Raw genomic sequence first — 25304 nt, 5'->3', positions numbered from 1 at the left:
CATAACCCTATAAAATAAATAACTACACTATATATTTGGCACGCCAATTGCTTACTTTTGGTAATTGTAAATTACATATCATGCTTAAAAAAAGATTTTTATTATTGTTGTTACCCCTTTTTGCTTTTGTTGCCATACATAAATATTATGTGAGTGTAACTAGTGTAAAATATTCTGATAAAGAGCATACTTTACAAATTACGTCTAGAGTGTTTATAGATGATTTTGATGAGCTTTTAAAACAACGTTATGGTATAAAATCTAACTTGGCAACTAAAAACGAGAATCCCTTAGCAGAAGATTACATTAAAAAATATGTAAAACAAAAGTTTCATATTTACGTAAACGAAAAGGAAGTAGAAATTACATATTTGGGTAAGGAGTATGACACAGACAATATGATACTTTATTTAGAGGTGCAAAATATTAATAATAAGGATTTAAAAACAGTAGAGGTAGAAAGCACAGTACTTACAGATATTTACGAAGAACAAAAGAATATTATACATTTTAAATTCTTAAAAAATAAAAAAAGTGTAGTCTTAACCCGCGCAAATAATAAAGGAATGTTAAAGTTTTAGAGCTGCTTTAACAAATCGCTAAAAAAGTGTTAATTTTCGCCTACTTAAAACAATAGAAAATGAACAAAATTAACTACTATTTAGCTGCTGTTCTATTTTTGTTTGCTACTGTAATGGTGCAAGCACAAGAACAAACAGAAAGACAAGCTGGCCACACCAACCAGAGTAAATTTAGACAAATGTACCAGGAGTTTTCTACTCCAAACACCTACAGATCTGCTTCTGGAGCACCTGGACCAGATTATTACCAACAACAAGCCAACTACAAAATGGATATTGAGTTGGACGATAAAAACGCAAAAATATACGGAGAAGAAACTATTACTTACGTAAACAATTCTCCAGATGATTTAGAATTTTTATGGGTACAGTTAGACCAAAACGTACGCGAAAAAGGAAATAAATCTGCTTTAAGAAACAGTTCTACATTACAAGGAGCTATGCCAGTTGGTCAATTTGCTGGTTCTCATATGAAAGGTGCTGAGTTTGATGGTGGATTTAAAATTCAGCATGTAAAGGATGCAAACGGTAAAGATTTACCATATACAATTAACCAAACTATGATGCGTGTAGATTTACCTACACCGTTAAAAAGTAAAAGTGAGGTTTCTTTTTCTATTAAATGGTGGTACAATGTACCAGACCATACAGTAAGCAGAGCAAGATCTGGTTATGAGTTTTTTGAAAAAGACGGAAACAGAGCATATGTTATAGCACAGTTCTTCCCAAGAATGGCTGTTTATAATGATGTAGAAGGATGGCAAAACCACCAATTTTGGGGTAGTGGAGAATTTGCACTTCCTTTTGGTGATTATGAAGTAAATATTACCGTACCTGCAGATCATGTTTTAGATGCTACAGGAGAGTTACAAAACAGAAAAGAGGTTTTCTCTAAAGAAATGATGAAGCGTTATGAAAAGGCTAAAAAGTCTTTTGATAAGCCAGTAATTATTGTTTCGCAAAAAGAAGCGGAAGCTGCCGAAAAAGGTTTTTCTAAAGATAAAAAAACATGGAAGTTTGTAGCTAAAAACGTTAGAGATTACGGTTTTGCAACATCTCGTAAATTTATTTGGGATATGCAAAATGTTAAATTGCCAAGTGGTAAAACAGCAATGGCAGTTTCTTTATATCCTAAAGAGGGTAACCCATTATGGGAAGAGTACTCTACTAAAGCAGTAGCGCATACTTTACGTTCTTACTCTAACCATACTTTTGATTATCCTTATCCTAAGGCAATATCTGTACATGCAAAACAACAAGGTATGGAGTACCCAATGATTTGCTGGAACTACGGAAGACCAAATGAAAAAGGAGAGTACTCAGACAGAACTAAGTACGGAATGATTAGTGTAATTATACACGAGGTTGGTCACAACTTCTTCCCAATGATTGTAAACTCAGATGAGCGTCAATGGGGTTGGATGGATGAAGGTTTAGATACTTTTATGCAGTACATGGCAGAGCAAGAGTTTGGAGAAGCATATCCAGAGGCTATTGCACCAAATGCTAAATACCCATCTAGAAGAGGAGAGCCTTCTAAAATAGTACCTTATATGGCAGGAGACCAAAACTTTATGGCTCCAATTATGTCTAACCCAGAAAACGTTTACCAATTAGGAGCTAACGCCTACGGTAAACCAGCTACAGCTTTAAATATTTTAAGAGAAACTGTAATGGGTAGAGAATTGTTTGATCATGCTTTTAAAACCTACTCTCACCGATGGATGTTTAAGCACCCAACACCAGAAGATTTCTTCCGTACAATGGAAGATGCGTCTGCTGTAGATCTAGATTACTTCTGGAGAGGTTGGTTCTATACTACAGATTATGTAGATATGGGAGTTAAAGAGGTTAAAAAATACCAAGTATCTAATAAGCCGCCAAAACAAATTAGAGACATTATGGAGCAAAGAAACTTAAAAATGAGTGACTTACCTCCAATGGTTTTCTTGGCAGATTTAGAGAGTGATGATTTTGATGCTAGTTTAAAAGGTAAAAACCCATCAGAAGTTTCTTCTACATTAAAAGAGTATATGATGGATAATTTAACAGCAGCAGAAAGAGCAGCAGTTAAAGAGCCAAAATTCTTTTATGAGGTTACTTTTAATAAGCCAGGTGGTATACCAATGCCATTAATTGTAGAATATACTTATGCAGATGGTTCTAAAGAAAATGTTACTTACCCAGCAGAAGTTTGGAGAATGAGTGATAAAGAAATTAAAAAAGTAATTTCTTCTCAAAAAGAACTAGTAGGTATAGTTGTAGATCCTAAAGCAGAAACTGCAGATATAGATACAACAAATAATACTTGGCCAGCTAAAGAAACTAAGTCTGGTTTTGATAAATTTAAAGGAAATATGAAGCAATAGTTTCCATTCTAAAATAATAGAAAGTCCCACACTTGTTAATTATTCAAGATGTGGGACTTTTTTTATGGTGCAAATAAAACTTCTCATTATATTTGTAGTATGTATTCAACGTTTATCTTATTTATTAGCGGAGGCGAAATTTTCTTCATTATGTTTATTGTAGTGATGGTCTTTGGCGCAGATAAAGTTCCTGACATTGCAAAGGGCTTGGGCAAAGGTATGCGTCAGCTTAAAGATGCTACCGAAGATATTAAACAAGAAATTACTAAAAGCGCAGAAAAGCAAGGTATAGATACAAGTTTTACTAAAGACATTAAAGATGGTGTTACAAAGGTAAAAGATGATGTAGAAGATATTGCTGGTGTTATTAAGAGAAAGTAATTTATGTTAGATAAACTATTGCAATGGGATAGGGATATCTTTATTTACTTAAACAATCTTGGTATAGAGGAGTATGATTCTTTTTGGTCTTTTGTAACCAATATTAATAGCTGGATTCCACTTTATTTACTATTCTTTATTTTAATTTTTTACAAACGACCAAAAAAACAAGCTTTGGTAGATTTTGTTACCGTTGTTTTAGTTTTTTTGTTTGTATTATTGCTCACCAATTTAACTAAAGATTTTGTAGGTAGGTTAAGGCCAAGTAGTGATACTACATTAAGCAATTTAATACGTGTTGTAACCAAAGCCCATGGCTTTAGTTTTTTCTCTGGTCACGCTTCATCTTCATTTTCACTAACAACAATTGTAGTTTTAGTATTAAGAAACAACTATAAATGGATTTATTTGGCTTATATATGGCCTTTGTTGTTTTGTATGAGCAGAATATATGTTGGTGTACATTATCCTTTAGATATTGCTGTAGGTGCGTTAGTAGGTACAGTTTCTGCTTATTTGCTTTATAAATTAAGTAAAAAGGTTACAAAACCCTACTTAACGTAAGTCCGTCTCTAATAGGCAATAAAACAGTCTCTACTCTAGGGTCTGCTTTTAAACTTTGGTTATAATCTAATAATATTTTTGTAGTTACATCTTTTGGATTTAGTGGTTCTACTACCTTACCAGACCACAATACATTGTCAGACAAAATAATACCACCAGGTCTTGTTTTGGCTAGTGCAGCTTCAAAATACTTAGGATAGCTTTTTTTTTCAGCATCAATAAAAACCAAATCAAAAGTAACGTCTAACGTTGGAATAATATCTAAGGCATCGCCAACGTGTGCATCAATCTTACCTGAAAAACCACTTTTTTCAAAATACTTTTGTTGTATATGGCTTAGTTCCTCATTAATATCTATAGTGTGTAATTTTCCATTTTTACGCAAGCCCTCCGCTAAACAAATGGCAGAATATCCTGTGTAAGTGCCAATTTCTAAAATATTTTCTGGAGAAATTATTTTAGATAGCATACTAAGCACTCGTCCCTGGAAATGTCCAGTTAACATTCTTGGCTGTATAACTTTTAAATGAGTTTCTCTAGTAAGCTCTGTTAAAATTGTAGGTTCATTTTCAGAGTTGTTAGCAATGTAGTTTTCTAATAATGATGATAAAAAATGCATAAAAAAGTTTTTGCAAAAATAGTTATTTTGATTTCTTATTTTTGAATAAAAATTAAATAGATGCAGTTTAAAAATACTTTAGAGTTTGCCAAAGAATTAGATGCTAATGACGCTTTAAAAGAATATAGAGATCAATTTTATTTCCCTAAAATTAATGGTAAAGATGCTATATATTTTACAGGAAATTCTCTTGGGTTACAGCCAAAAACAGCACAAAAATTTGTTGATGATGTAATGCAAGATTGGGCACAACTTGGAGTAGAAGGGCATTTTTATGCAGAAAAATCATGGTGGGATTATCATGAGCGTTTAGCAGCGCCAATGGCTACATTGTTAGGAGCAAAAACTAAAGAAGTTTGTGTAATGAATACATTAACTGTAAATCTTCATTTTTTAATGGCTTCTTTTTACAGACCTAACGCTAAGAGATTTAAAATTATTTGTGAAGAAAAAGCATTTCCGTCAGACCAATATATGTTAACTAGTCAGGTTAAATTTCACGGTTATAACCCAACAGATGCAATTGTTGAGGTTAAAAAACGAGAAGGAGAACATTTTTGGCGTACAGAAGACGTAATTGCAAAAATTAACGAAGTAGGAGATGAGCTTGCACTTGTATTAATTGGTGGTGTAAACTATTACAACGGACAAGTTTTTGATATGAAAACGATAACAAAAGCAGGGCAAGATGTTGGTGCTTTTGTAGGTTGGGACTTAGCACACGCAGCAGGTAATATAGAACTTAAATTAAATAAGTGGAATGCAGATTTTGCATCATGGTGTAGTTACAAATATATAAATAGTGGTCCGGGTAATGCATCTGGTATTTATGTTAATGAAAAACATTTGGCAGATGATACAATTCCTAGGCTAGAAGGTTGGTGGGGATCTAAAAAAGAAACGCGATTTTTAATGAAACCAGAATTTGAGTCTAGCCACACGGCAGACTCTTGGCAGGTTAGTAACCCACCTGTTTTAGCAATGGCACCTTATTTAGCATCTTTAGAAATGTTTGAAGAAGTAGGTATGCCAGCTTTAATTAAAAAAAGAGATGTAATAGTAAGCTATTTAGAGTTTGTTTTGCAAGAAATAGATAAAGAGGTAGATGAAGCTACTTTTGAGATTATAACACCAAAAGAAAGAGGAACACAATTGTCTGTGTTGTTACACGGGCAAGGAAAAGAGTTGTTTAATTATTTGATGAAAAACGGAGTAATAACAGATTGGAGAGAGCCAAACGTAATACGCTTAGCTCCGGCTCCTTTTTATTGTTCTTTTGAAGATATGTACCGTTTTGGACAAATTTTAAAAGAAGGTATTTTACAAGGTAAATAATTACTTGCTAATACTTTTTACATCTGTAAAATATAATTTAAAATTGCCTTCGGCATTCTTATGGTCTAAGGCAATTTTTAATCCGTTTTGTTCTGTGTAATTTTCCCAAGTTGTACTCATAGATGGCTCTGCTGCGTTTGCTTTTCTGTACACCCATTCTTTAATTAAATAATCTTCTTCAAAATAAAAATCATAAGCATCACCAGGTGTATAACCACCTTCATTGCCATAAACAATAGTTAGTTTTTTCATTGGTTTTTTACTAATAGGCGCTTCTGTGTTTTTAGCTGTACTATATGTAATATTGTTTTTATCCCAAACAAGGTTAAAAGGGGCCAATAGCCAAAATTTATCATTAATAAAACCTGCATTAGTTTTTTTTGCTATAGAATCCATAGAGGCTCTATTGTAAGCAATAGTATCAGTAGCAGACATTGCTAAAATGTCATTAGTTTTTGTTCGCCAGTTCCAGGTTCTATCAAAATGATTTTCTCCACGGTCTACATTAAAAGTAAACTGTATTTGTACAATATTTCTCCAATTTTTAAATCCGTGTGCATTAGCAACAGAATCTAAAATCGTAAGCTCTTTTTTTACAGGTTCTAAAGTTTCTTTAGGTGTAATAACAGTATCTTTTTTTGTTTCCTTACAAGAAATAAAAAGAGTTGTGGCTAGTATAAAAGTGAATATTTTACGCATAAGATTTATTTTTTTAACAAAGATACTATGTTTTGTACTATGTTTTTTAGATTGATGAAAGCTGGCAACGTACTTTATAAATAAATTGATTATTTTTGATGTAAATAAGAAATTAGGCAATGAGTTCAAAAAAAGGTAAAGTTCAAGAAGCAATTGATGAAAAATTGTTGAATGAAAGAAAAGTGTTTTTGTGGGGAATGGTTAATGATGACTCTGCAAAACACGTTATAGATCGTTTATTGTATTTAGATTTACAGGGTAATGAAGAAATACAGTTGGTTATAAATAGCCCAGGAGGTTATGTAACATCTGGTTTTGCTATTTATGACACAATTAAGTCTTTAAAAAGTCCTGTTTCTACTGTTTGTACTGGTTTAGCAGCATCTATGGGATCTATATTATTATCTGTTGGTGCTAAAGGAAGACGTTTTATTCAGCCACACGCACAGGTAATGATTCACCAACCTAGCGGTGGAGCAGGTGGCCAAGCTTCTAACATAGAAATACAAGCAAAAGAAATTATTAAAACAAGAGAGTTAAGTGCAAAAATCTTAGCAGATAATTGTGGTCAAGACTTTGATAAGGTTATGAAAGATTTTGACAGAGATTACTGGATGAATGCAGAAGAATCTGTAGCTTACGGAATTGTAGACGGAATTGTAGACGGAATTATAGAATAAAGTTCACTAAAGTAAAAAGTCCTTCATAAAAATATAATTGTGAAGGACTTTTTTATATGTAGACGCTTAAAGCGGATGTGTTAGATATACGTACAAGCTAAGTTGTTTAGATGCTTGTTTGCATAATTTTAACATTCGTTATCATCTCTTTATAACAAAAAATATGTCACAATCTCCAAAAGACATTGCCATAGTTGGCTCCGGATTAGTTGGTTCTTTATTAGCTATTTATTTAAGAAAAGAAGGACATAAGGTTACTGTTTTTGACAGAAGGCCAGATATACGTACGGTAGAATTTTCAGGAAGATCTATTAATCTTGCAATGAGCAATAGAGGTTGGAATGCCTTACAGCAAGTAGGTTTGCAAGAAGAAATAAAAAAAATTGCCATACCACTTTATCAACGTGCAATGCATGTGCATAATGTACCTTTGTATTACCAGAAATATGGCAAGGAGGATGAAGCTATTTGGTCTACATCTAGAGGACTTTTAAACCGAAAAATGATAGATTTGGCAGAAGCCGAAGGGACAGAGTTTCGTTTTTCTGAAAAAGTTTGGGATGTAGATTTGCCTGAAGCAAAAATTTATACAGGAGAAACAGAAAAAGGAGTTTGGGAAGAGTATAAGTTTGATTGTGTTTTTGGTTGTGATGGTGCTTTTTCTCGTGTGAGACATAAAATGCAAAGACGTAGTAGGTTTGATTATTCTCAGGAATTTATAAAAGTAGGATACAAAGAACTGTCTATTTTGCCTAATGAAGATGGTACGCACAAACTAGACAAACACTCTTTTCATATATGGCCGCGTGGTAAATTTATGCTTATTGCAATGCCTAATATAGATGGGAGCTTTACCTGTACACTTTTTATGCCTTTTGAGGGTGATATATCTTTTGAAAGTATAACCAATAAGGAAGAGGCTAAAAACTTCTTTTCTGAGCATTTTCCTAATGTTATGCCAGATTTAGATAACCTTATTGGAGATTTTTTTAAAAACCCAACAAGTGCTATGGTAACAATGAAATGTTTTCCTTGGACCTATTGGGATAAAGCAGCACTTGTTGGCGACTCTGCCCACGCAATAGTACCTTTTTACGGACAAGGAATGAATGCTGGTTTTGAAGATATATTTGTACTTGTTAATATGCTTAAAAATATCCAGATAATTGGACACTTGCTTTTGAGGAGTATGAAAAAGAACGCAAACCAAATGCAGATGCAATTGCAGAACTTAGTTACAGAAACTTTGTAGAAATGAGCAGTAAAACTGCTGATCCAATGTTTTTACTACAAAAAAAGATTGAGAAAAAATTTGCTGCAGAACACCCAGAGAAATGGTTGCCTGTGTATTCTAGAGTTACGTTTAGTAATAGGCCTTACGCAGAAGCTTTGGCATTGGGAGATGCACAAGAAGCTATAATGAAAAAAATTATGCAACTACCTAATATAGAAGAAAAATGGGATAGTGATGAAGTTACCAATAAAATAATAGAATTGCTTAAATAAAAAAAAGACCGCTAATTAGCGGTCTTTTTTATAATCATAAAATGTTATTTCTATAATTTAGAAAACATTTTTTGCATTCTTTCATTTTCTTCTTCTGCTAATACAGGGTCTACTAAAATTCTACCACTGTGCTCATCAGTAATAATTTTTTTACGCGCAGCAATCTCTACTTGTACCTGTGGCGGTATTGTAAAGAAAGAACCACCAGAAGCACCTCTTTCAATAGGTACAACAGCTAAACCATTTTTAACATTGGTTCTAATTCTTGTGTACGCCTTTACCAAACGCTCTTCAATCTGATTTTGAAAATCTTCAGATTTTTTAAGTAACGCTTTTTCTTCCTTTTCAGTTTCCGCTAGAATTTCGCTTAATTCACCTTTTTTATGTTTTAAGTGAGACTCTTTTGCAGCTAAACGCTCTTTAGTATCAGCAATAACTTGCTTCTTTTGCTCTATTTGCGCCTTAAATTCTTTAATGTTTTTTTCAGCCAATTGAATTTCTAATTCTTGAAACTCAACTTCTTTAGATAAAGAGTTAAACTCACGACTGTTTCTTACATTCTTTTGTTGCTCAGCATATTTTTTAATTAAGCCTTTAGATTCCTCAATTAAATTTTTCTTAGCTGTTATTTCATAATTAACTGTTTCTACATCAGTTTTTAGTTTGTCCAATCTAGTTTTAAGTCCTAAAACTTCATCTTCCAAATCTTCTACTTCTAACGGGAGTTCACCCCTAACGTTTCTTATCTCATCGACTCTAGAATCAATTAATTGCAAGTCATATAATGCTCTCAATTTTTCTTCTACCGTTGCTTCTTTCTTTTTTGCCATATTTTTAAAAATACTTGATAGGATTTGTAATACTCTCCGATAAAGAGATTGCAAAATTAGGAATTTTTTTTGTAAGTATCTCTACTAAAAGATTTTTTGTAAACTGCTCTGTTTCAAAGTGTCCTATATCTGCTAGTAATATTTTGTTTTCTGCCTCATAAAATTGATGGTATTTTAGGTCAGCAGTAATAAAAATATCAGCATTTACAGCCTTTGCGGCAGCTATTGCAAAAGAACCACTTCCGCCTAATACAGCTACCTTTTTTATTTTTTTATTTAATAAATTAGAGTGTCTAATACAGGCTACATTCATCTTATTTTTAAGATCTTTTAGAAAATCTACTTCATTTAAAGCATTTTCTAGCTCGCCAACCATTCCCATACCTATATTTTGGTTTGTGTTTTCTAGAGTGGTTATTTCATAAGCAACCTCTTCATAAGAGTGGTTTTTTAGTAAAGCTTGTAAAATTTGTTTTTGTTTAGCTTTCTCAAAAGTTACATTAATTTGAACCTCTTCAGTAGTTTCTGTTTTGCCAATTTGGCCAATTGTTGGGTTGGCATTTTGGTTGGGTTTAAAACTGCCTATACCTATGGTGGTAAAACTACAGTTGCTATAATTGCCAATATTGCCTGCTCCGGCAATAAATAACGCTTCTTTTATTTTGTTAACTTCGTTTTTAGGAGCGTAAGTTGTTAACTTTTTTATAGTTCCTTTTTGTGGTATTAATATCTTGGTATTGGTAAGTCCTAGTACTTCACAAATTTTTGCATTTACACCTCTGTTACTATTGTCTAAGGCCGTGTGCATACTATAAATTGCAATATCATTTTTTATTGCTTTTAAAACCACACGCTCTACGTAATTAGCACCCGTAATTTTTTTTAAACCTGAAAAAATAATAGGATGAAAACTTACTATTAAATTACAATTTTTAGCAATTGCCTCATCCACAACATTTTCTAAGGTATCTAAAGTAACCAATACGCCAGTAACTTTTGTACTGGTATTGCCAATTAATAGGCCTACATTATCAAAATCTTCTGCGTAATTTAGCGGCGCAAAATCTTCAATAATGTTTGTAATATCTTTTACAGTCATTTTTGATTGCTTTTATAAATTTCAAAGATAAAATATTTACTTTCGTTCTTATGCAACTACTCAGAAAATTAGCGTTTCCTTTTTCCTTACTCTATGCTTTAGTGGTTTATTTGCGTAACTACCTGTTTAACGTTGGATTTTTTTCATCTAAAACGTTTAAAACACCAACTATTTGTGTTGGTAATTTAAGTGCTGGTGGTACCGGAAAAACACCTATGATAGAATTTTTATTACGCAATTTGCAAAACCAATACAAACTAGCTGTTTTAAGTAGGGGATATGGGCGCAAATCTAAAGGTTTGTTAGTCGCAAATTCTTCAACTACCGTAGAGGATTTGGGTGATGAGCCTTATCAGATATATAAAAAATATCCAGTAGCAACAATGGTTGTGGATGGTGACCGTAGAAATGGTATTGCTACCTTAGAGAAAGATATAAAACCAGATCTTATTTTGCTAGATGATGCCTACCAGCATAGAAAGGTAAAGCCAACATTTTCTATACTACTCACTGCATACGGTAGTTTGTATGCTGATGATTGGTATTTGCCAACAGGTAATTTGCGAGATGCTAAAACTGAGGCCAAACGTGCAAATATTATTATAGTAACAAAATGTCCAAATACTATTACTATAAACGAACAGGAAGAGATAGCGCTAAAATTGCAACCCAAAAAACACCAGCAATTGTTGTTTGCTAGCTTAAGTTATTCGACTATACTTAAGGGCAACAAAAAGCAATTGACTTTAGATAATTTTAAAGGAAAAAAAATAACCTTAGTAACTGGTATTGCAAATCCAATACCTTTAGTAGATTTTTTAAATTCACAAGGGGTAGATTTTGAGCACCTTGCTTACAATGATCATCATTTTTTTACAGATGCAGAAATAGAAAATTTTGCAAGTAAATATTTTGTGTTAACTACAGAAAAGGATTTTGTTAGGTTACAAGGTAAGTTAAGTAATTTATGTTATATAGAAGTGCAACATAAATTATTGCAAGACGGCAAAGCAACTTTATTGAGAAGTATAAAAAATACTATTATGTAATTTTTTTATTAAAAATATTTTCCCCAATTTTTTGGTAAAAATAGTCTGGTTTAAAAGGTTTTGTAACAATGTCATCACAACCCGCAGCATAAAAATTCTCTACACTATCATCTAAAGAAATTGCAGTAAGTGCAATTATAGGAATTTCACTATCAAACTTTCTTATCTCAATAGTAGCCTCTACACCACTTATACCTGGCATATGAATATCCATTAAAATAGCATCATAAGTATTGTTCTGTGCAAGCTCTATGGCTTCGGTACCGTTATTAGCAATATCACTAGACATACCTTTTTTAGAAAGCATTTTTTTAGTTATTACTTGGTTTATTTTGTTGTCTTCTACAATAAGTAGTTTAAGTCCTTCAAAAATAAATTCTTGTGGTATATATTCTTCTTCAGTACTATTTACACCCTTGTCTTTACAAACAAGCTCTATTTCAAAACTAAATATAGATCCAATTCCTTTTGTACTTTCTAAATGTATTGTGCTTCCAAATAAGCTTAGTAGGTTTTTTACAATGGTTAATCCAAGACCTGTACCGCCGTATTCTCTATTAATTTGTATAGATCCTTGCTCAAAACTATCAAAAATATTTTCTTGTAATTCATTAGATATTCCTATTCCTGTATCCTTTACTTCAAAATAAATAGTACAAATATCTTCAACTTTTTTAAGCTCATTAATGGTAACGGTAACCTCTCCGTTTTTGGTAAATTTAATTGCGTTACCAATTAAATTTATTAGTATTTGTGATATTTTTATTGGGTCTCCTAAATGGGCTCTAGATATTTTTTTATCTATAACTAAATTAAGTTTTGTGTTGTTAGATTTTGCACTTTGCTGTAGAGAATCTATAACATCTTTTATAGTTTTTCTTAGGCTAAACTCAATTTGTAAAGTTTCTAATTTTTGAGCATCAATTTTGTTAACCTGTAGTATATCATTTATAAAATTTAAAAGGTAGTCTCCAGAAAATTTTAATGATTTTAAATGTTCTTTTTGGCTTTCTGTAGGGTTTTCTTCTAGGAGTAAATTTGTTAAACCCGTAACTGCATATAATGGTGTACGTAACTCATGACTAACAGTTGATAAAAAATTAGTTTTAGCTTCCATAGCTTTAACCGCTTCATCTTTAGCAATTTCTAACTCTTTATTTGTTTGCTGTAATAAGTTATTTGTTTTAATTTTAATTTGATTGTTTCTGTATAGAGAAATGGCTAATAAAGAAATGATAGCTAAAATGGCAAAAGCAACAATATTTGTGCTCTCAGACCTGTTTATAGATGCTTCTTGTTCTAGATTTTTTTCTAGTAAGGTTTTTACGTCTTGTTCTAAACCTTCAATATGTATATCATTAGCAGTTCTTTCATGAGCTTTACTTGTGGTTAAACTGTAAAGAGAATCTTTTAAATGAATTAAATTTTTATTAAAAATTAAAGCTGTGTTGTAGTCTTTAATATCTTCATAAGCTTTGCCAACTAGAGTGTTAATTTCTAGCATTTCATTTATAAAACCATTCTTTTTGGCGATTGGTAATGCTTCTAAACCAAATTTTATGCAATCTTCAGGGTTGTCAAAAGAATTAATTTTTGCTAATCCTAAATATCCTTGTATTGTAAAATAATCTTTTTCGTAAATATCAGAATTTACAACAAGTGCATTATAAAATCTAGATGCTTTTAAAAAGTTTGTTTTTTGAAAGTTGATGTTAGCTTGCGTTAAAACCATACGGTTAAGTAAATTACGATCATTACTTAGTTGCTTTGCTTCCGATAATTTTTCTTCTGCCTGAAAATTATTTTTATCTAAGTATAAGTAAATAGCCTCTAGATATTTGCTTTCACTAGAGCCGTATGGGTATGCAATGTTTTTTAATAAAACTCTAGTTCTGTCCCAATAAAACTTAGATCTTGGTACATTATCAAGTTCTAGATATAGAAAAGCATATTTATGAAAACAATCTATAAGCCCTTTTTCATCTTCTTTTTTTTCTGCATAATCTGCAGCTTTTTGTATGGCCTCTAATGCAGCTTTAATGTTGTTTTGATTTTTATTTTTTCGGGCAACAGAAAAGTAATAATCTAAATCTTTAAACGCAGTTGGAGATTCTTGAGCAATTGCACAAGAAAACAGTAAGCAACTAAAAATAGCAGTAAGTACTGTTTTAAAAATTAGATTATGTTTTATTCTTTTCAAATATATTTTTTTTGAACCAACAAATTTATGAGGTCAATAATTCTACTACTGTATCCAGACTCATTATCATACCAACCAATAACCTTTACCATTTTACCAATAACAGAAGTCATCTGAGAATCAAACGTACAAGAATAAGAACTATTGTTTACATCAATAGAAACAATAGGATCTTCGGTATAATGCAGTATTTTTTTTAAGTTGTTGTCTGCGTGGCACTTAAATGCATTATTTATTTCTTGTATTGAGGTTTCTTTTTTTACATTAAAGGTAATATCTGTTAATGAGCCATTTGGCACCGGTACTCTAATACCACAACCACCTATTACTTCTGCTAACTCTGGAAATATTTTAGTTAAAGCTCTGGCAGCACCAGTTGTAGTTGGTATTATAGATTGCCCTGCAGCTCTTGCTCTACGTAAATCTCTATGAGGTTGGTCATGCAGGCTCTGGTCTGTGGTGTAAGAGTGTATGGTTGTAATATACGCTTGCTCTATACCACAAAGGTCATTAATAACCTTTACCATAGGAGCCGCATTATTTGTTGTGCATGATGCATTAGAGATAATGTGGTCTTCTGCAGTTATGTCTGTATGATTTATGCCGTAAACTATCATTTTTATAGCATTATCTGTTGGTGGAACAGATAAAATTACTTTTTTGGCTCCGTTTTTTAAATGATAACTTAAATCCTCTTTGGTTTTAAATTTACCTGAAGACTCTATTACCAAGTCTACATTGCTGTTGTGCCAAGGAATATCTTTAGGCGTGCTAGCATTTGTTAAATTTATAGTGTTACCGTTTACTACAATAGTATTTTCTGTATTAGATATATTTTCATTAAAAATACCGTGTACACTATCATACTTTAACAAGTGAGCTAATGTTTTAGCGTCTGCCAAATCATTAATAGCTACAACATTTAAATTTGGGTATTGGTTTAATAACCTATATAAGGTACGGCCAATTCTGCCGAAACCGTTAATACCAATGTTTATTTTTTTCATTTTAAATACGAAAAAATAATGCTTAATAAAAAGCAGTTTTAGCCAATTGTATGTAGGCTAAAATTAATTAATATGTTTGTGTGCTTTGTATGATGAGCGAACCAGTGCGCCACTTTCTACGTGTCTAAAACCCATTTCTAGTCCTAGTTCTTCATACTTTTTAAACTGCTCTGGTAAAATAAATTCTTTTACAGGAAGGTGCTTTTTAGAAGGTTGTAGGTATTGGCCAATGGTTACAACATCTACGTTTGCAGCTCTAAGGTCTTCCATAACCTTAATAACTTCGTCTTCTTGTTCTCCTAATCCTAGCATAATACCAGACTTAGTTCTTCTGGCACCATTATCTTTTAGGTAACGTAAAACATCTAAACTTCTCTCGTATTTAGCTTGTATACGTACTTCCCTTGTTAATCTTTTAACGGTTTCCATATTGTGAGAAACTACTTCTGGACTAACTTCTATAATACGATCTAGGTGAGTACCCATTCCTTGAAAATCTGGAATAAGAGTTTCTAGAGTTGTTTCTGGGTTCATTCTGCGTATGGCCTTAACGGTTTCTGCCCATATAATAGAGCCCATATCTTTTAAATCGTCCCTATCTACAGATGTAATAACAGCATGTTTAATACTCATTATTTTAATAGAACGTGCTACTTTTTCTGGTTCTTCCCAATCTACATCTTCCGGTCTTCCTGTTTTTACACCGCAAAAACCACATGATCTTGTACATACGTTACCAAGAATCATAAATGTAGCTGTACCTTCTCCCCAACATTCTCCCATATTAGGACAACTACCTGATGTACATATAGTGTTAAGGCTGTATTTGTCTACTAAACCTCTTAACTGTGTGTACTTTTTACCAGTAGGTAGTTTTACTCGTAACCATTTTGGTTTTCCCTTAGGCGGTTTTACGTTATCTACAGTGTTAATACTCATAAAAATATTTTGTACAAATATACAAACAAAATAGCGTTAGTTATAATAGAGTAGAGGTCAAGATTTTGGTTTTGCTGTTATAATTTGAGCAAGTAGTTTTTTTGCGCGTAGTAATTTTACTTTTACACTATTTATAGGTTCATTAAGCTCTGTGGCAATATCTGAGTAGCTAAGTTCATTAAAGTAGCGTAAATTTATAATTCTTTGGTAAGCAGGTTTTAGCTTTTTTATGTCTTGTAGTAAATTGGCTAAATTTTGTTCTATTATTAATTGGTCTTCTATGGTAGGTGCGTCATCTAATACTTTTATAACATCGTCATTGCCATAATTCATATTTTCAAGTACGCTACGCTTTCTTTTTCTAAATAAATCTACGTGTAAATTTTTACCAATAGTAATTAACCAAGTTTTAAACTTGTAGTTACCATCATAGGTATTTATTTTATCAAAAGCTTTAGAGAAAGTTTGTATTGTTAGGTCTTCTGCGTCGTTTTCGTTTTCAGTTCTTACAAGTAAAAATCCATAAACATCATTCCAAAAGGTGTCTAAAAGGTTGCTAAAAGCAATTTGGTTACCTGCTTTAGCTTTAGTTAAATTTGCGTTAAGTTCTTCTTCAGATAATTTCATAAAAAAAGGCAAATTTTCATTTGCCTATTGTATTTCTGTTGATGCCTCCATTTTGCAATCTTGCTCCGCAGGTAGTTTGCCGCACATACCGCAAGCTTGTCCGTCTTTATTTAAAAAAGGACTTTGGCTAGCACACGTCCCTGCAAATTTGCCATCTTTCTTTGCCCAAATTTTAATTGCAATTCCTGCAAAACCAAGACTTAAAAGGCCTATGGTTAATAAAACTAGTTTCATAATTAAATTTTAGGCAAAGATACTAATTATAGCTTTTATATGTATACACTTTAACGTTAGTTTGCGTATGATATATTAGCTACAATATTTTCTACTGTTGGTGTTTTGTTACCACCTTTAGGTTCTATTGTAATATAACCCATTGCATTTTCTCCGTAAGGTAATGCTAGTAATTTATCTTTATCAGTAATGTCTTTTATTACACCAATGTTAATCATTTTGCCATCTACCTCTGCCCACATTTGTAAACATTGGTCTTCTGGTAAATTGGGTATATTTTTTACATTTATGTATGATAATTTTTTAACAGGGTTAATGTAAGCAACAGCTTTTAATTCTTTAGCTTTTGTATTACCTTTTACATTGTACCTTTTTGTTTTAGGGTTATTAAGTACAATAAATTGGTTTCTAACATCCTCTAATTGTTGCTTCATATTGTTTTCAATAGTCTTCATTTTATTGTTAACAATAGTGTTTTCTTCTTGTAAGGATTTGTTTTGGTTCCAGAAGAAGAAAGAAGCAGCTGCAAAAACAAAAGCTAAAGAACAAGCAATAGCAATGTATCTGTAAAATTTACTGTGTGATTTTTTCTCTGCTTTTACACGGTCTAAAATTTTATTTTTTAAACCATCTGGTGCATCAATAGCATGAAGTTTTGCAAAAATTTCTAAATTTTCTTGCAACTCATTGTACGTTTTGCTTACCTCTGGGTACATAGCTATGTAGCGCTCTACCCTAAGCGTTTCTTCTGTAGTAGTAGCATCTAAAAGATACTTTTCTAGAAGATCTGATTCTAAGAATTTTTTTATTTTATCTGTCATAACAAAAATGATATAAAAATTGTTAAAGCGGTAGAACCGTATATTTTCTTTAATTCTCTTAGTCCAATTTTTAGTCTGGACTTTATAGTTCCTAAAGGAATATCTAATTCTTCACTAGCCTCTTGTTGGGTCATCCCTTCAAAAAATAAGGCTTCCAGTACTATTTTATATTTGGGTTCTAACTTATGTAAGTTATCCTTAACATCCATTAGTTCTGGTCTAGTGCTCTCTGTACCTAAATTATATACGTCTGAAACGTCTATTTGGATTTCCTTATCTGATTTTGTATTTACACTTCTAAGTTTGTCTATAGCTGTATTACGGGTAATTCTAAATAACCACGTAAATAGTTTAGCCTTAGAAGAGTCATAAGAGTCTGCTTTTTTCCAAATTTTCACAAAACTTTCTTGTAGTACGTCTTGTGCTAAATCTTCATCTCTAACAACTTTGTTGGCTACACCAAATAAAGTATCACCATAATGGTCGTACAATAAAGATATTGCTTTTTCATCTCTATCTTGTAGTAATTCTACAATATGTTTTTCAAGTAGTGTACTCATTCTAGTTGTGTTACGCTATTTCTGTAAATTTTTTTTACACTGCGGCATCCAAATATACATTTGCTAACGTATATAGTTAAACGCAAGATTACAAAAATGATTGCGATAATTAAAATATTTACAACTTAAGTAGGCAGCTGGTTACTGCCACTTATTTTTGGTTAGTTTGGTTTGGTATAACCCCTGTTCCTTTTTGGTTTCAGGGGTTATTTTATGATGTTAACTTCTGCTTCTATGTGGATGTTAAACTTCTTAAAAACAGTGTCTTGTATTTTTTTTGACAGTTCAAGAATTTCATTTCCAGTGGCATTGCCATAGTTTACTAAAACTAAAGCTTGGTTTTTGTGCACACCAGCATCGCCATATCTTTTTCCTTTAAATCCGCATTGTTCTATAAGCCAGCCAGCTGGTATTTTATACGTATTATTTGGCAAGGCATAAAACGGTGCTTCAGGATTATTTTGGCTAAAGTTATCAAAAAATAATTTGTCTACTATTGGGTTCTTAAAAAAGCTGCCGCTGTTACCTAATTCAGCAGGATTAGGTAGCTTACTTTGTCTAATTGCAATAACTGCATTAGATACATCTTTTATAGTAGGTTTTTTAATGTTATTTTTTTGTAGCTCAGTTTCTATTGCACCATAAGATATTTTTAAATTATGGTCTTTTTTGGTTAGTTTTAGAACTACAGATGTAATAATGTATTCTCCCTTTCCTTCATTTTTAAAGAAAGAATCTCGGTAGCCAAATTTACATTCTTCTTTAGTAAAGCTATGTATATCTCCAGTTTTTATGTGTAATGCATTACAGCTTACAAAGGAGTCTTTTAGTTCTACGCCATATGCGCCAATGTTTTGTATAGGAGCAGTACCTGTGTTACCTGGTATGAGAGACATATTTTCTAGTCCGCCATAATTATGGTCTAGAGACCAAAGTACAAGATTATGCCAATTTTCACCGGCCATAACAGTTAACCAAACATTATTGTTGTCTTCTTTTAAGATACTTATACCTTTTATTGCAATGTGTATTACCAAAGCATTAATATTAGTGGTGATAAGCATATTGCTACCACCACTAATAATAAATTTGTTAGGGTAATTTGGTAATGCTACAGCTTTTTTTAGTTCTTCTACAGTTGTTACTTTGCAGAAGTATGATGCTTTAGCGTCTATACCAAAAGTGTTGTATTCCTTTAATGATATGTTTTCTTTAATAGTCATTAATCTTGGTATACAGCTAAGGCTTCTTTAATAATATGTACAGCTCTTTTTAGGCTTTCTTTATCTAAAACGTATGCTATTCTAATTTGATTTTTACCTAAGCCTTTTGTTGCGTAAAAGCCAGCTGCAGGAGCAACCATTACAGTTTCGTTATCTATATTAAAATCTTCTAGTAGCCATTGTGCAAATTTATCTGCGTCTTTAATAGGTAATTCTGCTATACAATAAAATGCTCCTTGTGGTTTAGCTACGCGTACACCATTTACTTGCTCTAGCTCTGTTATTAGTATGTTTCTGCGTTCTACATATTCTTCAATAACATCTGTAAAATAGCTATTAGGTGTGTCTAAAGCCGCTTCACTAGCAATTTGTGCATATGTTGGCGGAGATAGCCTTGCCTGGGCAAATTTAAGTGCTGTTTTTACAAGTTCTTTGTTTTTAGAAACAAGGCACCCAATGCGAGCTCCACACATACTATATCTTTTAGAAACAGAATCTACTATAATGGCATTTTCTTCTAAACCTTCTTCCTGTAAAATAGAGTAGTGCTCTTTACCGTCGTATGTAAACTCTCTGTAAACTTCATCTGCAATTAAAAACAAATTGTGTTTTTTTACGATTGCAGCTAGTTTTTTTATTTCTTCTTTACTGTATAAATAACCGGTAGGATTGCCAGGGTTACAAATTAAAATTGCTTTAGTTTTAGAAGTTATTAATTTTTCAAATTCTTCTATAGGAGGTAAAGCAAAGTTATTTTCTATTTTAGATACTACAGGAACAACATGTACACCAGCTGCAGTTGCAAAACCGTTATAGTTTGCATAAAAAGGTTCTGGTATTATAATTTCATCATCAGCATCAGCAATGCTACCCATTACAAAGGCTAAAGCTTCAGAGCCTCCAGTTGTCACAATTATTTCTTGTGCTGTAACATTTATATTTTGTTTTTTATAATAAGCAGCTATTTTTTCTCTATATGTTTCAGACCCCTCTGTTCTGCTATAGGCAATAACATCTAATGTATTATTTTTTACTGCATCTAAAGCTACTTGGGGAGTTTTAATATCTGGCTGACCAATATTTAAGTGAATAACATTTATTCCTCTTTTCTTAGCATTTTCTGCATAAGGTACCAATTTACGAATTGGTGATTCTGGCATTGCTAGCCCTTTTGTTGAAATTGATGGCATAAAAAAATATTTTAGGCAAAAATGAGAAATACAAGCATAGAAAACAACACCATAATGTTTAATTTTTATCTATTTAAGATCATAAAATAAGTAGGTTAACATTTTTTTTTGTATTTTATATGGGTATATGCTGAAAATCAGTACCAATGAAACTAAAAGCTTTAATTTTTTGTCTGCTTTTTCCTTTTTTATCAGGAGCTCAAAATTTTGAGTTACCAGAAGGTAAAAAGTATGAAAAAATTAAGTTTAAATTAATTAACAACCTCATTGTTTTACCAGCAAAGATCAATGGTGCTCAATTTACTTTTATATTAGACACTGGTGTAAGTAAACCTATACTTTTTAATTTTTCTAATCAAGATTCAGTAGATATTAAAAACGTATCAGAAATTACTATTAAAGGTCTTGGTGGAGGTGAGCCAATAAGAGCTCTAAAATCTAAAGGAAACTTATTAGAGTTAAATTCGTTTAAAAACACTAATCAGTTAGTTTATATTGTTTTGGAAAAAGATTTAAATTTTTCTCCAAAATTAGGTGTTCCTATACACGGTATTTTAGGGTACGACTTTTTTAAAAATCATATTGTAGAGATTAATTACACAAATACCTTTATTAAAGTTTACAACCCCAATACTTACAAGCAATCTAAAAATAAAAAAATAGAATATTTACCGCTAAGTTTAGAGCGTAAAAAAGCCTATTTAGAAGCGGCTGCGTTATTAAAACAAAATACTGTACCTGTAAAATTGTTAATAGACACGGGTAGTAGTGACGCTGTTTGGCTTTTTGAAAATAAAGTAAAAGGTATTGCTGTGCAACATAAGTATTTTGAAGACTTTTTAGGAAAAGGTTTAAGTGGAGATATATATGGTAAAAGGACCAAAATAGATCAGTTTAAGTTAGGAAGTTATACTATAAATAATACCAAAACAGCTTTTCCAGATAGCATATCTGTAAAGTATTTAGCTAAAAAAGGAGAACGTAATGGTAGTCTTGGAGGAGAAGTTTTAAAACGATTTAATTGGGTTTTTGACTATCCTAACCAACAAGTTTCTTTCAAAAAAAATTCTAACTATAAAAAGCCTTTTTGGTTTAGAACTAGTGGTATGGCTTTACAACACGGAGGGATGCGCTATATTAAACAAAGTAAGCTAAAGCAGCAAAAAGGTTTTAGCGGAGTAAGTAAAAATGGTTCTGCGTCTAAAGTAACTGTTAGTTATGATAATGAAGTGGTTATAAGTTTGGTACCGCAAATAGTTGTCTCTGATCTTAGAGAGGGTAGTCCGGCAAAAGATGCAGGTTTAAAAGTAGGAGATGTTATTTTGCAGGTAAATAAAAAAGAAGCTCATAAATATAAGTTACAAGAATTAACACATATGGTAGATGATGTGCCAGGCAAAAAGGTTATGGTTTTAGTAGAGCGTCGGGGAGAAAAATTACTTTTTAATTTGCGTATTAAAAACTTGTTTAAATAAAAAAAGCACCCTAAAAAGGATGCTTTTATTTTTTTGTGGTGTGTTGTAATTATTGTGCTACAGATTTAGCTTCTACAAGTTCACCTTTTATTTTTAAAACCTTAGTTGGCGTTTCTGCATTAGATATAACAGTAATTGCTTTTCTAATAGGGCCAGCTGGTCTTTTAGTGTCATATTTTACTTCAATTACACCAGTTTTACCAGGCATAATAGGCTCTTTTGGTTTTTTAGGAATAGTACATCCACAGCTAGAGTTTACCTTGCTAATAATTAAAGGAGCATCTCCAGTATTTGTAAATTCAAAAACTCTAACACCGTTGCCACCACGTTCAACTTTTCCGTAGTCTACAGTTTCAGTTTTAAATTCAATTTTAGCCTTTTTGTCTTGTGCACTTAGGTTAAATGCTAGTAGGCCAACAAATAATACTAATACTATCTTTTTCATCATTTTGGGTTTAAATTAAGATCAAATATACTATTTACTATTTAACCTTTAAAAATTCTTTTGTTATGTAATAACGTTACTTATTTTTGTTTCGTATTTAAACACAGTAAAAATCCTTAATTTTTCTTTAAATTTGCAGGCTTTATTGTTAAAATTAAATACTCACGCTAAGAGTAATACAAAAACTATACCAAAGAATGGAACTTGCATCAAAATACAACTCTCAAAAATCTGAAAACCAGTGGTATGACTATTGGTTAAAACATAAATATTTTCATTCTACTCCAGATGACAGAGAGCCATATACCATTGTAATACCACCGCCAAATGTTACAGGTGTGTTACATATGGGGCATATGTTAAATAATACAATACAAGATGTTTTAATACGTAGAGCGCGTTTGCAAGGTAAAAATGCGTGTTGGGTTCCAGGTACAGACCACGCTTCTATAGCTACAGAAGCTAAAGTTGTTGCTAAGCTAAAAGAACAAGGAATTAATAAAGCAGATTTAAGTAGAGAGGAGTTTTTAAAACACGCTTGGGATTGGACACATGAGTATGGTGGTGTTATTTTAGATCAACTTAAAAAATTAGGTTGCTCTTGTGACTGGGATCGTACTTCCTTTACAATGGATGACCATATGTCTGAATCTGTAATAAAAGTTTTTGTAGACCTTTATAATAAAGGGAAAATTTACCGTGGTTACCGTATGGTAAACTGGGATCCAGAAGCACAAACTACCTTGTCTGATGAAGAAGTTATTCATATAGAAAAACAAGGAAACCTATATTATATCAATTATAAAATTGAAGGATCTGATGATACGTTAACTATAGCCACTACACGCCCTGAAACTATTTTTGGAGATACTGCAATATGTATAAACCCAAATGATGAACGTTTTACTCATTTAAAAGGTAAAAAAGCAATAGTGCCTATTGTAAATAGAGTTATACCTATTATAGAGGATGAATATGTAGATCTTGAGTTTGGTACAGGTTGTTTAAAAGTGACACCTGCACATGATGTAAATGATAAAAACTTAGGAGATAAGCATAATTTAGAAGTAATAGATATTTTTAATGCAGATGCAACTTTAAATAGTTTTGGCTTGCATTATGAGGGTAAAGACAGGTTTGTTGTACGTAAAGAGATTGTTAAAGAGTTAGAAGAAAAAGGTTTTTTAATAAAAACAGAACAACATTTAAATAAAGTTGGTACATCAGAACGTACAAAAGCTGTTATAGAACCAAGATTGTCAGATCAGTGGTTTTTAAAAATGGAAGAATTGGCTAAGCCAGCTATAGAGGCTGTACTTGGTGGTAATGCTGAGGTTAAATTATTTCCTAAAAAGTTTGAAAACACTTATCGTCACTGGATGGAAAATATTCGCGACTGGAATATTTCTCGTCAATTGTGGTGGGGGCAACAAATACCTGCGTATTATTTTGGAGATGGCGCAGATGATTTTGTTGTAGCAGAAAATAAAGAAGAAGCGCTGAAATTAGCTCAACAAAAATCTGGTAATGCTACATTAAAAGCAGATGATCTTCGCCAAGATGAGGATGCATTGGATACTTGGTTTTCTTCTTGGTTGTGGCCAATGAGCGTTTTTAATGGTATTTTAGAACCAGAAAACGAAGAAATTAAATACTACTACCCAACAAACGATTTAGTTACTGGCCCAGATATTTTATTCTTTTGGGTAGCTCGTATGATAGTTGCTGGGTATGAGTATAAAGATCAAAAACCTTTTGAAAACGTTTATCTGACTGGTTTGGTTAGGGATAAACAAAGACGTAAAATGTCTAAATCATTAGGGAATTCTCCTGATGCTTTAAAGTTAATTGAAGAATATGGCGCAGATGGAGTAAGAGTTGGGCTTTTATTAAGTTCTGCTGCAGGTAATGATTTAATGTTTGATGAAGCTCTTTGTCAACAAGGTAAAAACTTTGCAAATAAAATTTGGAATGGATTTAGGCTAATAAAAGGTTGGGAAGTGGCAGATATAGCACAACCTGAAGCTTCTAAAATAGGATTAGAGTGGTATAATGCTAAGTTTAATAAAACGCTTTTAGATATTGAAGATCACTTTAGTAAATATCGTATTTCTGATGCGCTAATGGCCATTTATAAATTAGTTTGGGATGATTATAGTTCTTGGTTATTAGAAATTGTAAAACCTGCCTACCAAAAGCCAATAGATAAAACTACGTACAATGCTTTAATTTCAGTTTTTGAGCAAAACTTAAAATTATTGCATCCGTTTATGCCTTTCTTAACGGAAGAAGTTTGGCAACATATAGAGGATCGTACACCAGAACAGGCATTAGTTGTGGCACAATGGCCAAAACAGCAAAAGGTTGATGAAGCTGTAATTTTAAATTTTGATTTTGCTGCCGAAGTAGTGTCTGGGGTAAGAACCATAAGAAAAGAGAAAAACATACCGATGAAAGAAGCCTTAGAATTGTCTGTATTAAATGCAGAAAATGTATCTAAAGAGTTGGATGTGGTAATTGCTAAACTTACCAATGTATCTTCAATTTCTTATACAGATATAGCTGTAGATGGGGCACTATCTTTTAGAGTAAAGTCTAATGAGTATTTTATACCAATGGTTGGTGCAATAGATATTGAAGCAGAAATAAAAAAGATTGAAGAAGAGCTTAAATACACTAAAGGCTTTTTAATTTCTGTACAAAAGAAACTAAGTAATGAGCGTTTTGTAAGCAATGCGCCAGAAAAGGTTATTGAAATAGAGCGTAAAAAACAAGCAGACGCAGAAGCAAAAATAGAAACGTTAGAAAAGAGTTTAAAAGGCTTACAATAGTTTTTTTATGTTGATAAATATGAAAAAGCTACTCTTGTTA

Annotated in this window: 23 protein-coding genes and 1 pseudogene; 10 read left to right on the top strand and 14 right to left on the bottom strand. The window is 32.1% G+C overall.

The window, feature by feature from the left end; translation table 11 throughout:
• Positions 1–80: 80 nt before the first annotated feature.
• The 4 genes from PBN93_RS03020 (at position 81) to PBN93_RS03005 (ending at position 3895) form a co-directional block, all read left to right on the top strand.
• Positions 81–581 carry a DUF6702 family protein gene (locus PBN93_RS03020; RefSeq protein ID WP_245799620.1) on the top strand — a complete coding sequence of 167 codons (501 nt, stop codon included), beginning with the start codon at positions 81–83 and terminating at the stop codon, positions 579–581.
• A 59-nt stretch (positions 582–640) separates the two neighbouring features.
• Positions 641–2950 (top strand): M1 family metallopeptidase, encoded by a 2310-nt coding sequence (locus PBN93_RS03015; RefSeq protein WP_077403653.1) that lies wholly within the window; start codon positions 641–643, stop codon positions 2948–2950.
• Positions 2951–3049: 99 nt separating this feature from the next.
• Positions 3050–3331 carry a Sec-independent protein translocase subunit TatA/TatB gene (locus PBN93_RS03010; RefSeq protein WP_034646275.1) on the top strand — a complete coding sequence of 94 codons (282 nt, stop codon included), beginning with the start codon at positions 3050–3052 and terminating at the stop codon, positions 3329–3331.
• 3 nt (positions 3332–3334) lie between these two features.
• Positions 3335–3895: a phosphatase PAP2 family protein gene (locus PBN93_RS03005; protein ID WP_077403656.1), complete on the top strand. Its 561-nt coding sequence runs from the start codon at positions 3335–3337 to the stop codon at positions 3893–3895.
• Here the strand turns inward: PBN93_RS03005 and PBN93_RS03000 are convergent.
• Positions 3873–4514: an O-methyltransferase gene (locus PBN93_RS03000; RefSeq protein ID WP_077403659.1), complete on the bottom strand. Its 642-nt coding sequence runs from the start codon at positions 4512–4514 to the stop codon at positions 3873–3875. The genes PBN93_RS03005 and PBN93_RS03000 overlap by 23 nt on opposite strands.
• Before the next feature lie 60 nt (positions 4515–4574).
• Here PBN93_RS03000 and kynU point away from each other — a divergent pair, with 60 nt between their 5' ends.
• A complete protein-coding gene (gene kynU / locus PBN93_RS02995) occupies positions 4575–5849 on the top strand; it encodes a kynureninase (RefSeq protein WP_271081400.1) in 1275 nt (424 codons plus the stop codon).
• Here kynU and PBN93_RS02990 read toward each other — a convergent pair whose 3' ends face one another.
• On the bottom strand, positions 5850–6548 hold the full coding sequence (locus PBN93_RS02990) for a hypothetical protein (RefSeq protein WP_271081399.1): 699 nt from the start codon (positions 6546–6548) through the stop codon (positions 5850–5852).
• Between the two features lie 119 nt (positions 6549–6667).
• On the opposite strand from PBN93_RS02990, the gene PBN93_RS02985 reads away from it, so the two are divergent.
• Both PBN93_RS02985 and PBN93_RS02980 read left to right on the top strand, forming a co-directional pair.
• Entirely contained in the window at positions 6668–7228 is a 561-nt protein-coding gene (locus tag PBN93_RS02985; protein ID WP_271081398.1) for a ClpP family protease, read from the top strand.
• 163 nt (positions 7229–7391) lie between these two features.
• Positions 7392–8734, top strand: a pseudogene (locus PBN93_RS02980) (FAD-dependent oxidoreductase).
• A 50-nt stretch (positions 8735–8784) separates the two neighbouring features.
• On the opposite strand, the gene PBN93_RS02975 reads toward PBN93_RS02980, so the two are convergent.
• Positions 8785–9564 (bottom strand): zinc ribbon domain-containing protein, encoded by a 780-nt coding sequence (locus tag PBN93_RS02975; protein ID WP_013620176.1) that lies wholly within the window; start codon positions 9562–9564, stop codon positions 8785–8787.
• 4 nt (positions 9565–9568) lie between these two features.
• Entirely contained in the window at positions 9569–10663 is a 1095-nt protein-coding gene (locus PBN93_RS02970) for a Nif3-like dinuclear metal center hexameric protein (protein ID WP_077403673.1), read from the bottom strand.
• 50 nt (positions 10664–10713) lie between these two features.
• Here PBN93_RS02970 and lpxK point away from each other — a divergent pair, with 50 nt between their 5' ends.
• On the top strand, positions 10714–11712 hold the full coding sequence (gene lpxK, locus PBN93_RS02965; protein ID WP_077403676.1) for a tetraacyldisaccharide 4'-kinase: 999 nt from the start codon (positions 10714–10716) through the stop codon (positions 11710–11712).
• On the opposite strand, the gene PBN93_RS02960 is transcribed toward lpxK, so the two are convergent.
• The 9 genes from PBN93_RS02960 to PBN93_RS02920 form a co-directional block, all read right to left on the bottom strand.
• Entirely contained in the window at positions 11705–13912 is a 2208-nt protein-coding gene (locus PBN93_RS02960; protein ID WP_077403679.1) for a response regulator, read from the bottom strand. The genes lpxK and PBN93_RS02960 overlap by 8 nt on opposite strands.
• Complete coding sequence (gene gap, locus PBN93_RS02955) at positions 13909–14919, bottom strand: type I glyceraldehyde-3-phosphate dehydrogenase (RefSeq protein ID WP_271081397.1); 1011 nt, start codon at positions 14917–14919, stop codon at positions 13909–13911. Before gap ends, PBN93_RS02960 begins: the two co-directional genes overlap by 4 nt.
• Positions 14920–14982: 63 nt before the next feature.
• A complete protein-coding gene (gene lipA, locus PBN93_RS02950; RefSeq protein ID WP_077403685.1) occupies positions 14983–15858 on the bottom strand; it encodes a lipoyl synthase in 876 nt (291 codons plus the stop codon).
• 57 nt (positions 15859–15915) lie between these two features.
• Positions 15916–16485, bottom strand: a complete 570-nt coding sequence (locus PBN93_RS02945) for an RNA polymerase sigma factor (RefSeq protein WP_077403688.1) — start codon at positions 16483–16485, stop codon at positions 15916–15918.
• Positions 16486–16509: 24 nt separating this feature from the next.
• Positions 16510–16719 (bottom strand): hypothetical protein, encoded by a 210-nt coding sequence (locus PBN93_RS02940; RefSeq protein WP_013620169.1) that lies wholly within the window; start codon positions 16717–16719, stop codon positions 16510–16512.
• Between the two features lie 56 nt (positions 16720–16775).
• The gene (locus tag PBN93_RS02935) at positions 16776–17540 is read right to left on the bottom strand and encodes an anti-sigma factor (protein WP_077403691.1); all 765 of its coding nucleotides are present in this window, start codon (positions 17538–17540) and stop codon (positions 16776–16778) included.
• Positions 17537–18100, bottom strand: coding sequence for an RNA polymerase sigma factor (locus PBN93_RS02930; RefSeq protein ID WP_077403694.1), 564 nt, complete (start codon positions 18098–18100; stop codon positions 17537–17539). Before PBN93_RS02930 ends, PBN93_RS02935 begins: the two co-directional genes overlap by 4 nt.
• 206 nt (positions 18101–18306) lie before the next feature.
• Positions 18307–19323, bottom strand: coding sequence for a UDP-N-acetylmuramate dehydrogenase (gene murB / locus PBN93_RS02925; RefSeq protein WP_271081396.1), 1017 nt, complete (start codon positions 19321–19323; stop codon positions 18307–18309).
• Positions 19323–20513, bottom strand: a complete 1191-nt coding sequence (locus PBN93_RS02920) for a pyridoxal phosphate-dependent aminotransferase (protein WP_271081395.1) — start codon at positions 20511–20513, stop codon at positions 19323–19325. Before PBN93_RS02920 ends, murB begins: the two co-directional genes overlap by 1 nt.
• A gap of 146 nt (positions 20514–20659) precedes the next feature.
• Here PBN93_RS02920 and PBN93_RS02915 point away from each other — a divergent pair, with 146 nt between their 5' ends.
• Entirely contained in the window at positions 20660–21988 is a 1329-nt protein-coding gene (locus tag PBN93_RS02915) for an aspartyl protease family protein (RefSeq protein ID WP_271081394.1), read from the top strand.
• Positions 21989–22037: 49 nt separating this feature from the next.
• On the opposite strand, the gene PBN93_RS02910 is transcribed toward PBN93_RS02915, so the two are convergent.
• Positions 22038–22436, bottom strand: a complete 399-nt coding sequence (locus tag PBN93_RS02910) for a DUF1573 domain-containing protein (protein ID WP_013620163.1) — start codon at positions 22434–22436, stop codon at positions 22038–22040.
• Positions 22437–22630: 194 nt separating this feature from the next.
• Between PBN93_RS02910 and PBN93_RS02905 the strand changes: the two genes are divergently transcribed.
• Positions 22631–25264, top strand: a complete 2634-nt coding sequence (locus PBN93_RS02905; RefSeq protein WP_271081393.1) for a valine--tRNA ligase — start codon at positions 22631–22633, stop codon at positions 25262–25264.
• The last annotated feature ends 40 nt before the right edge of the window (positions 25265–25304 follow it).

Source organism: Cellulophaga omnivescoria (assembly GCF_027915275.1).
Classification (GTDB): domain Bacteria; phylum Bacteroidota; class Bacteroidia; order Flavobacteriales; family Flavobacteriaceae; genus Cellulophaga; species Cellulophaga omnivescoria.
Note: the sequence above shows the minus strand (reverse complement) of the source record. Positions and strands in the feature narration are given on the sequence as shown.

What these genes read in the sequence shown, in the direction of transcription:
- PBN93_RS03020 (WP_245799620.1), top strand. Translation starts at nt 81, where the DNA reads ATGCTTAAAAAAAGATTTTTATTATTGTTGTTACCCCTTTTTGCTTTT.
- PBN93_RS03015 (WP_077403653.1), top strand. Translation starts at nt 641, where the DNA reads ATGAACAAAATTAACTACTATTTAGCTGCTGTTCTATTTTTGTTTGCT.
- PBN93_RS03010 (WP_034646275.1), top strand. Translation starts at nt 3,050, where the DNA reads ATGTATTCAACGTTTATCTTATTTATTAGCGGAGGCGAAATTTTCTTC.
- PBN93_RS03005 (WP_077403656.1), top strand. Translation starts at nt 3,335, where the DNA reads ATGTTAGATAAACTATTGCAATGGGATAGGGATATCTTTATTTACTTA.
- PBN93_RS03000 (WP_077403659.1), bottom strand. Translation starts at nt 4,514, where the DNA reads ATGCATTTTTTATCATCATTATTAGAAAACTACATTGCTAACAACTCT.
- kynU (WP_271081400.1), top strand. Translation starts at nt 4,575, where the DNA reads ATGCAGTTTAAAAATACTTTAGAGTTTGCCAAAGAATTAGATGCTAAT.
- PBN93_RS02990 (WP_271081399.1), bottom strand. Translation starts at nt 6,548, where the DNA reads ATGCGTAAAATATTCACTTTTATACTAGCCACAACTCTTTTTATTTCT.
- PBN93_RS02985 (WP_271081398.1), top strand. Translation starts at nt 6,668, where the DNA reads ATGAGTTCAAAAAAAGGTAAAGTTCAAGAAGCAATTGATGAAAAATTG.
- PBN93_RS02975 (WP_013620176.1), bottom strand. Translation starts at nt 9,564, where the DNA reads ATGGCAAAAAAGAAAGAAGCAACGGTAGAAGAAAAATTGAGAGCATTA.
- PBN93_RS02970 (WP_077403673.1), bottom strand. Translation starts at nt 10,663, where the DNA reads ATGACTGTAAAAGATATTACAAACATTATTGAAGATTTTGCGCCGCTA.
- lpxK (WP_077403676.1), top strand. Translation starts at nt 10,714, where the DNA reads ATGCAACTACTCAGAAAATTAGCGTTTCCTTTTTCCTTACTCTATGCT.
- gap (WP_271081397.1), bottom strand. Translation starts at nt 14,919, where the DNA reads ATGAAAAAAATAAACATTGGTATTAACGGTTTCGGCAGAATTGGCCGT.
- lipA (WP_077403685.1), bottom strand. Translation starts at nt 15,858, where the DNA reads ATGAGTATTAACACTGTAGATAACGTAAAACCGCCTAAGGGAAAACCA.
- PBN93_RS02945 (WP_077403688.1), bottom strand. Translation starts at nt 16,485, where the DNA reads ATGAAATTATCTGAAGAAGAACTTAACGCAAATTTAACTAAAGCTAAA.
- PBN93_RS02940 (WP_013620169.1), bottom strand. Translation starts at nt 16,719, where the DNA reads ATGAAACTAGTTTTATTAACCATAGGCCTTTTAAGTCTTGGTTTTGCA.
- PBN93_RS02935 (WP_077403691.1), bottom strand. Translation starts at nt 17,540, where the DNA reads ATGACAGATAAAATAAAAAAATTCTTAGAATCAGATCTTCTAGAAAAG.
- PBN93_RS02930 (WP_077403694.1), bottom strand. Translation starts at nt 18,100, where the DNA reads ATGAGTACACTACTTGAAAAACATATTGTAGAATTACTACAAGATAGA.
- murB (WP_271081396.1), bottom strand. Translation starts at nt 19,323, where the DNA reads ATGACTATTAAAGAAAACATATCATTAAAGGAATACAACACTTTTGGT.
- PBN93_RS02920 (WP_271081395.1), bottom strand. Translation starts at nt 20,513, where the DNA reads ATGCCATCAATTTCAACAAAAGGGCTAGCAATGCCAGAATCACCAATT.
- PBN93_RS02915 (WP_271081394.1), top strand. Translation starts at nt 20,660, where the DNA reads ATGAAACTAAAAGCTTTAATTTTTTGTCTGCTTTTTCCTTTTTTATCA.
- PBN93_RS02910 (WP_013620163.1), bottom strand. Translation starts at nt 22,436, where the DNA reads ATGATGAAAAAGATAGTATTAGTATTATTTGTTGGCCTACTAGCATTT.
- PBN93_RS02905 (WP_271081393.1), top strand. Translation starts at nt 22,631, where the DNA reads ATGGAACTTGCATCAAAATACAACTCTCAAAAATCTGAAAACCAGTGG.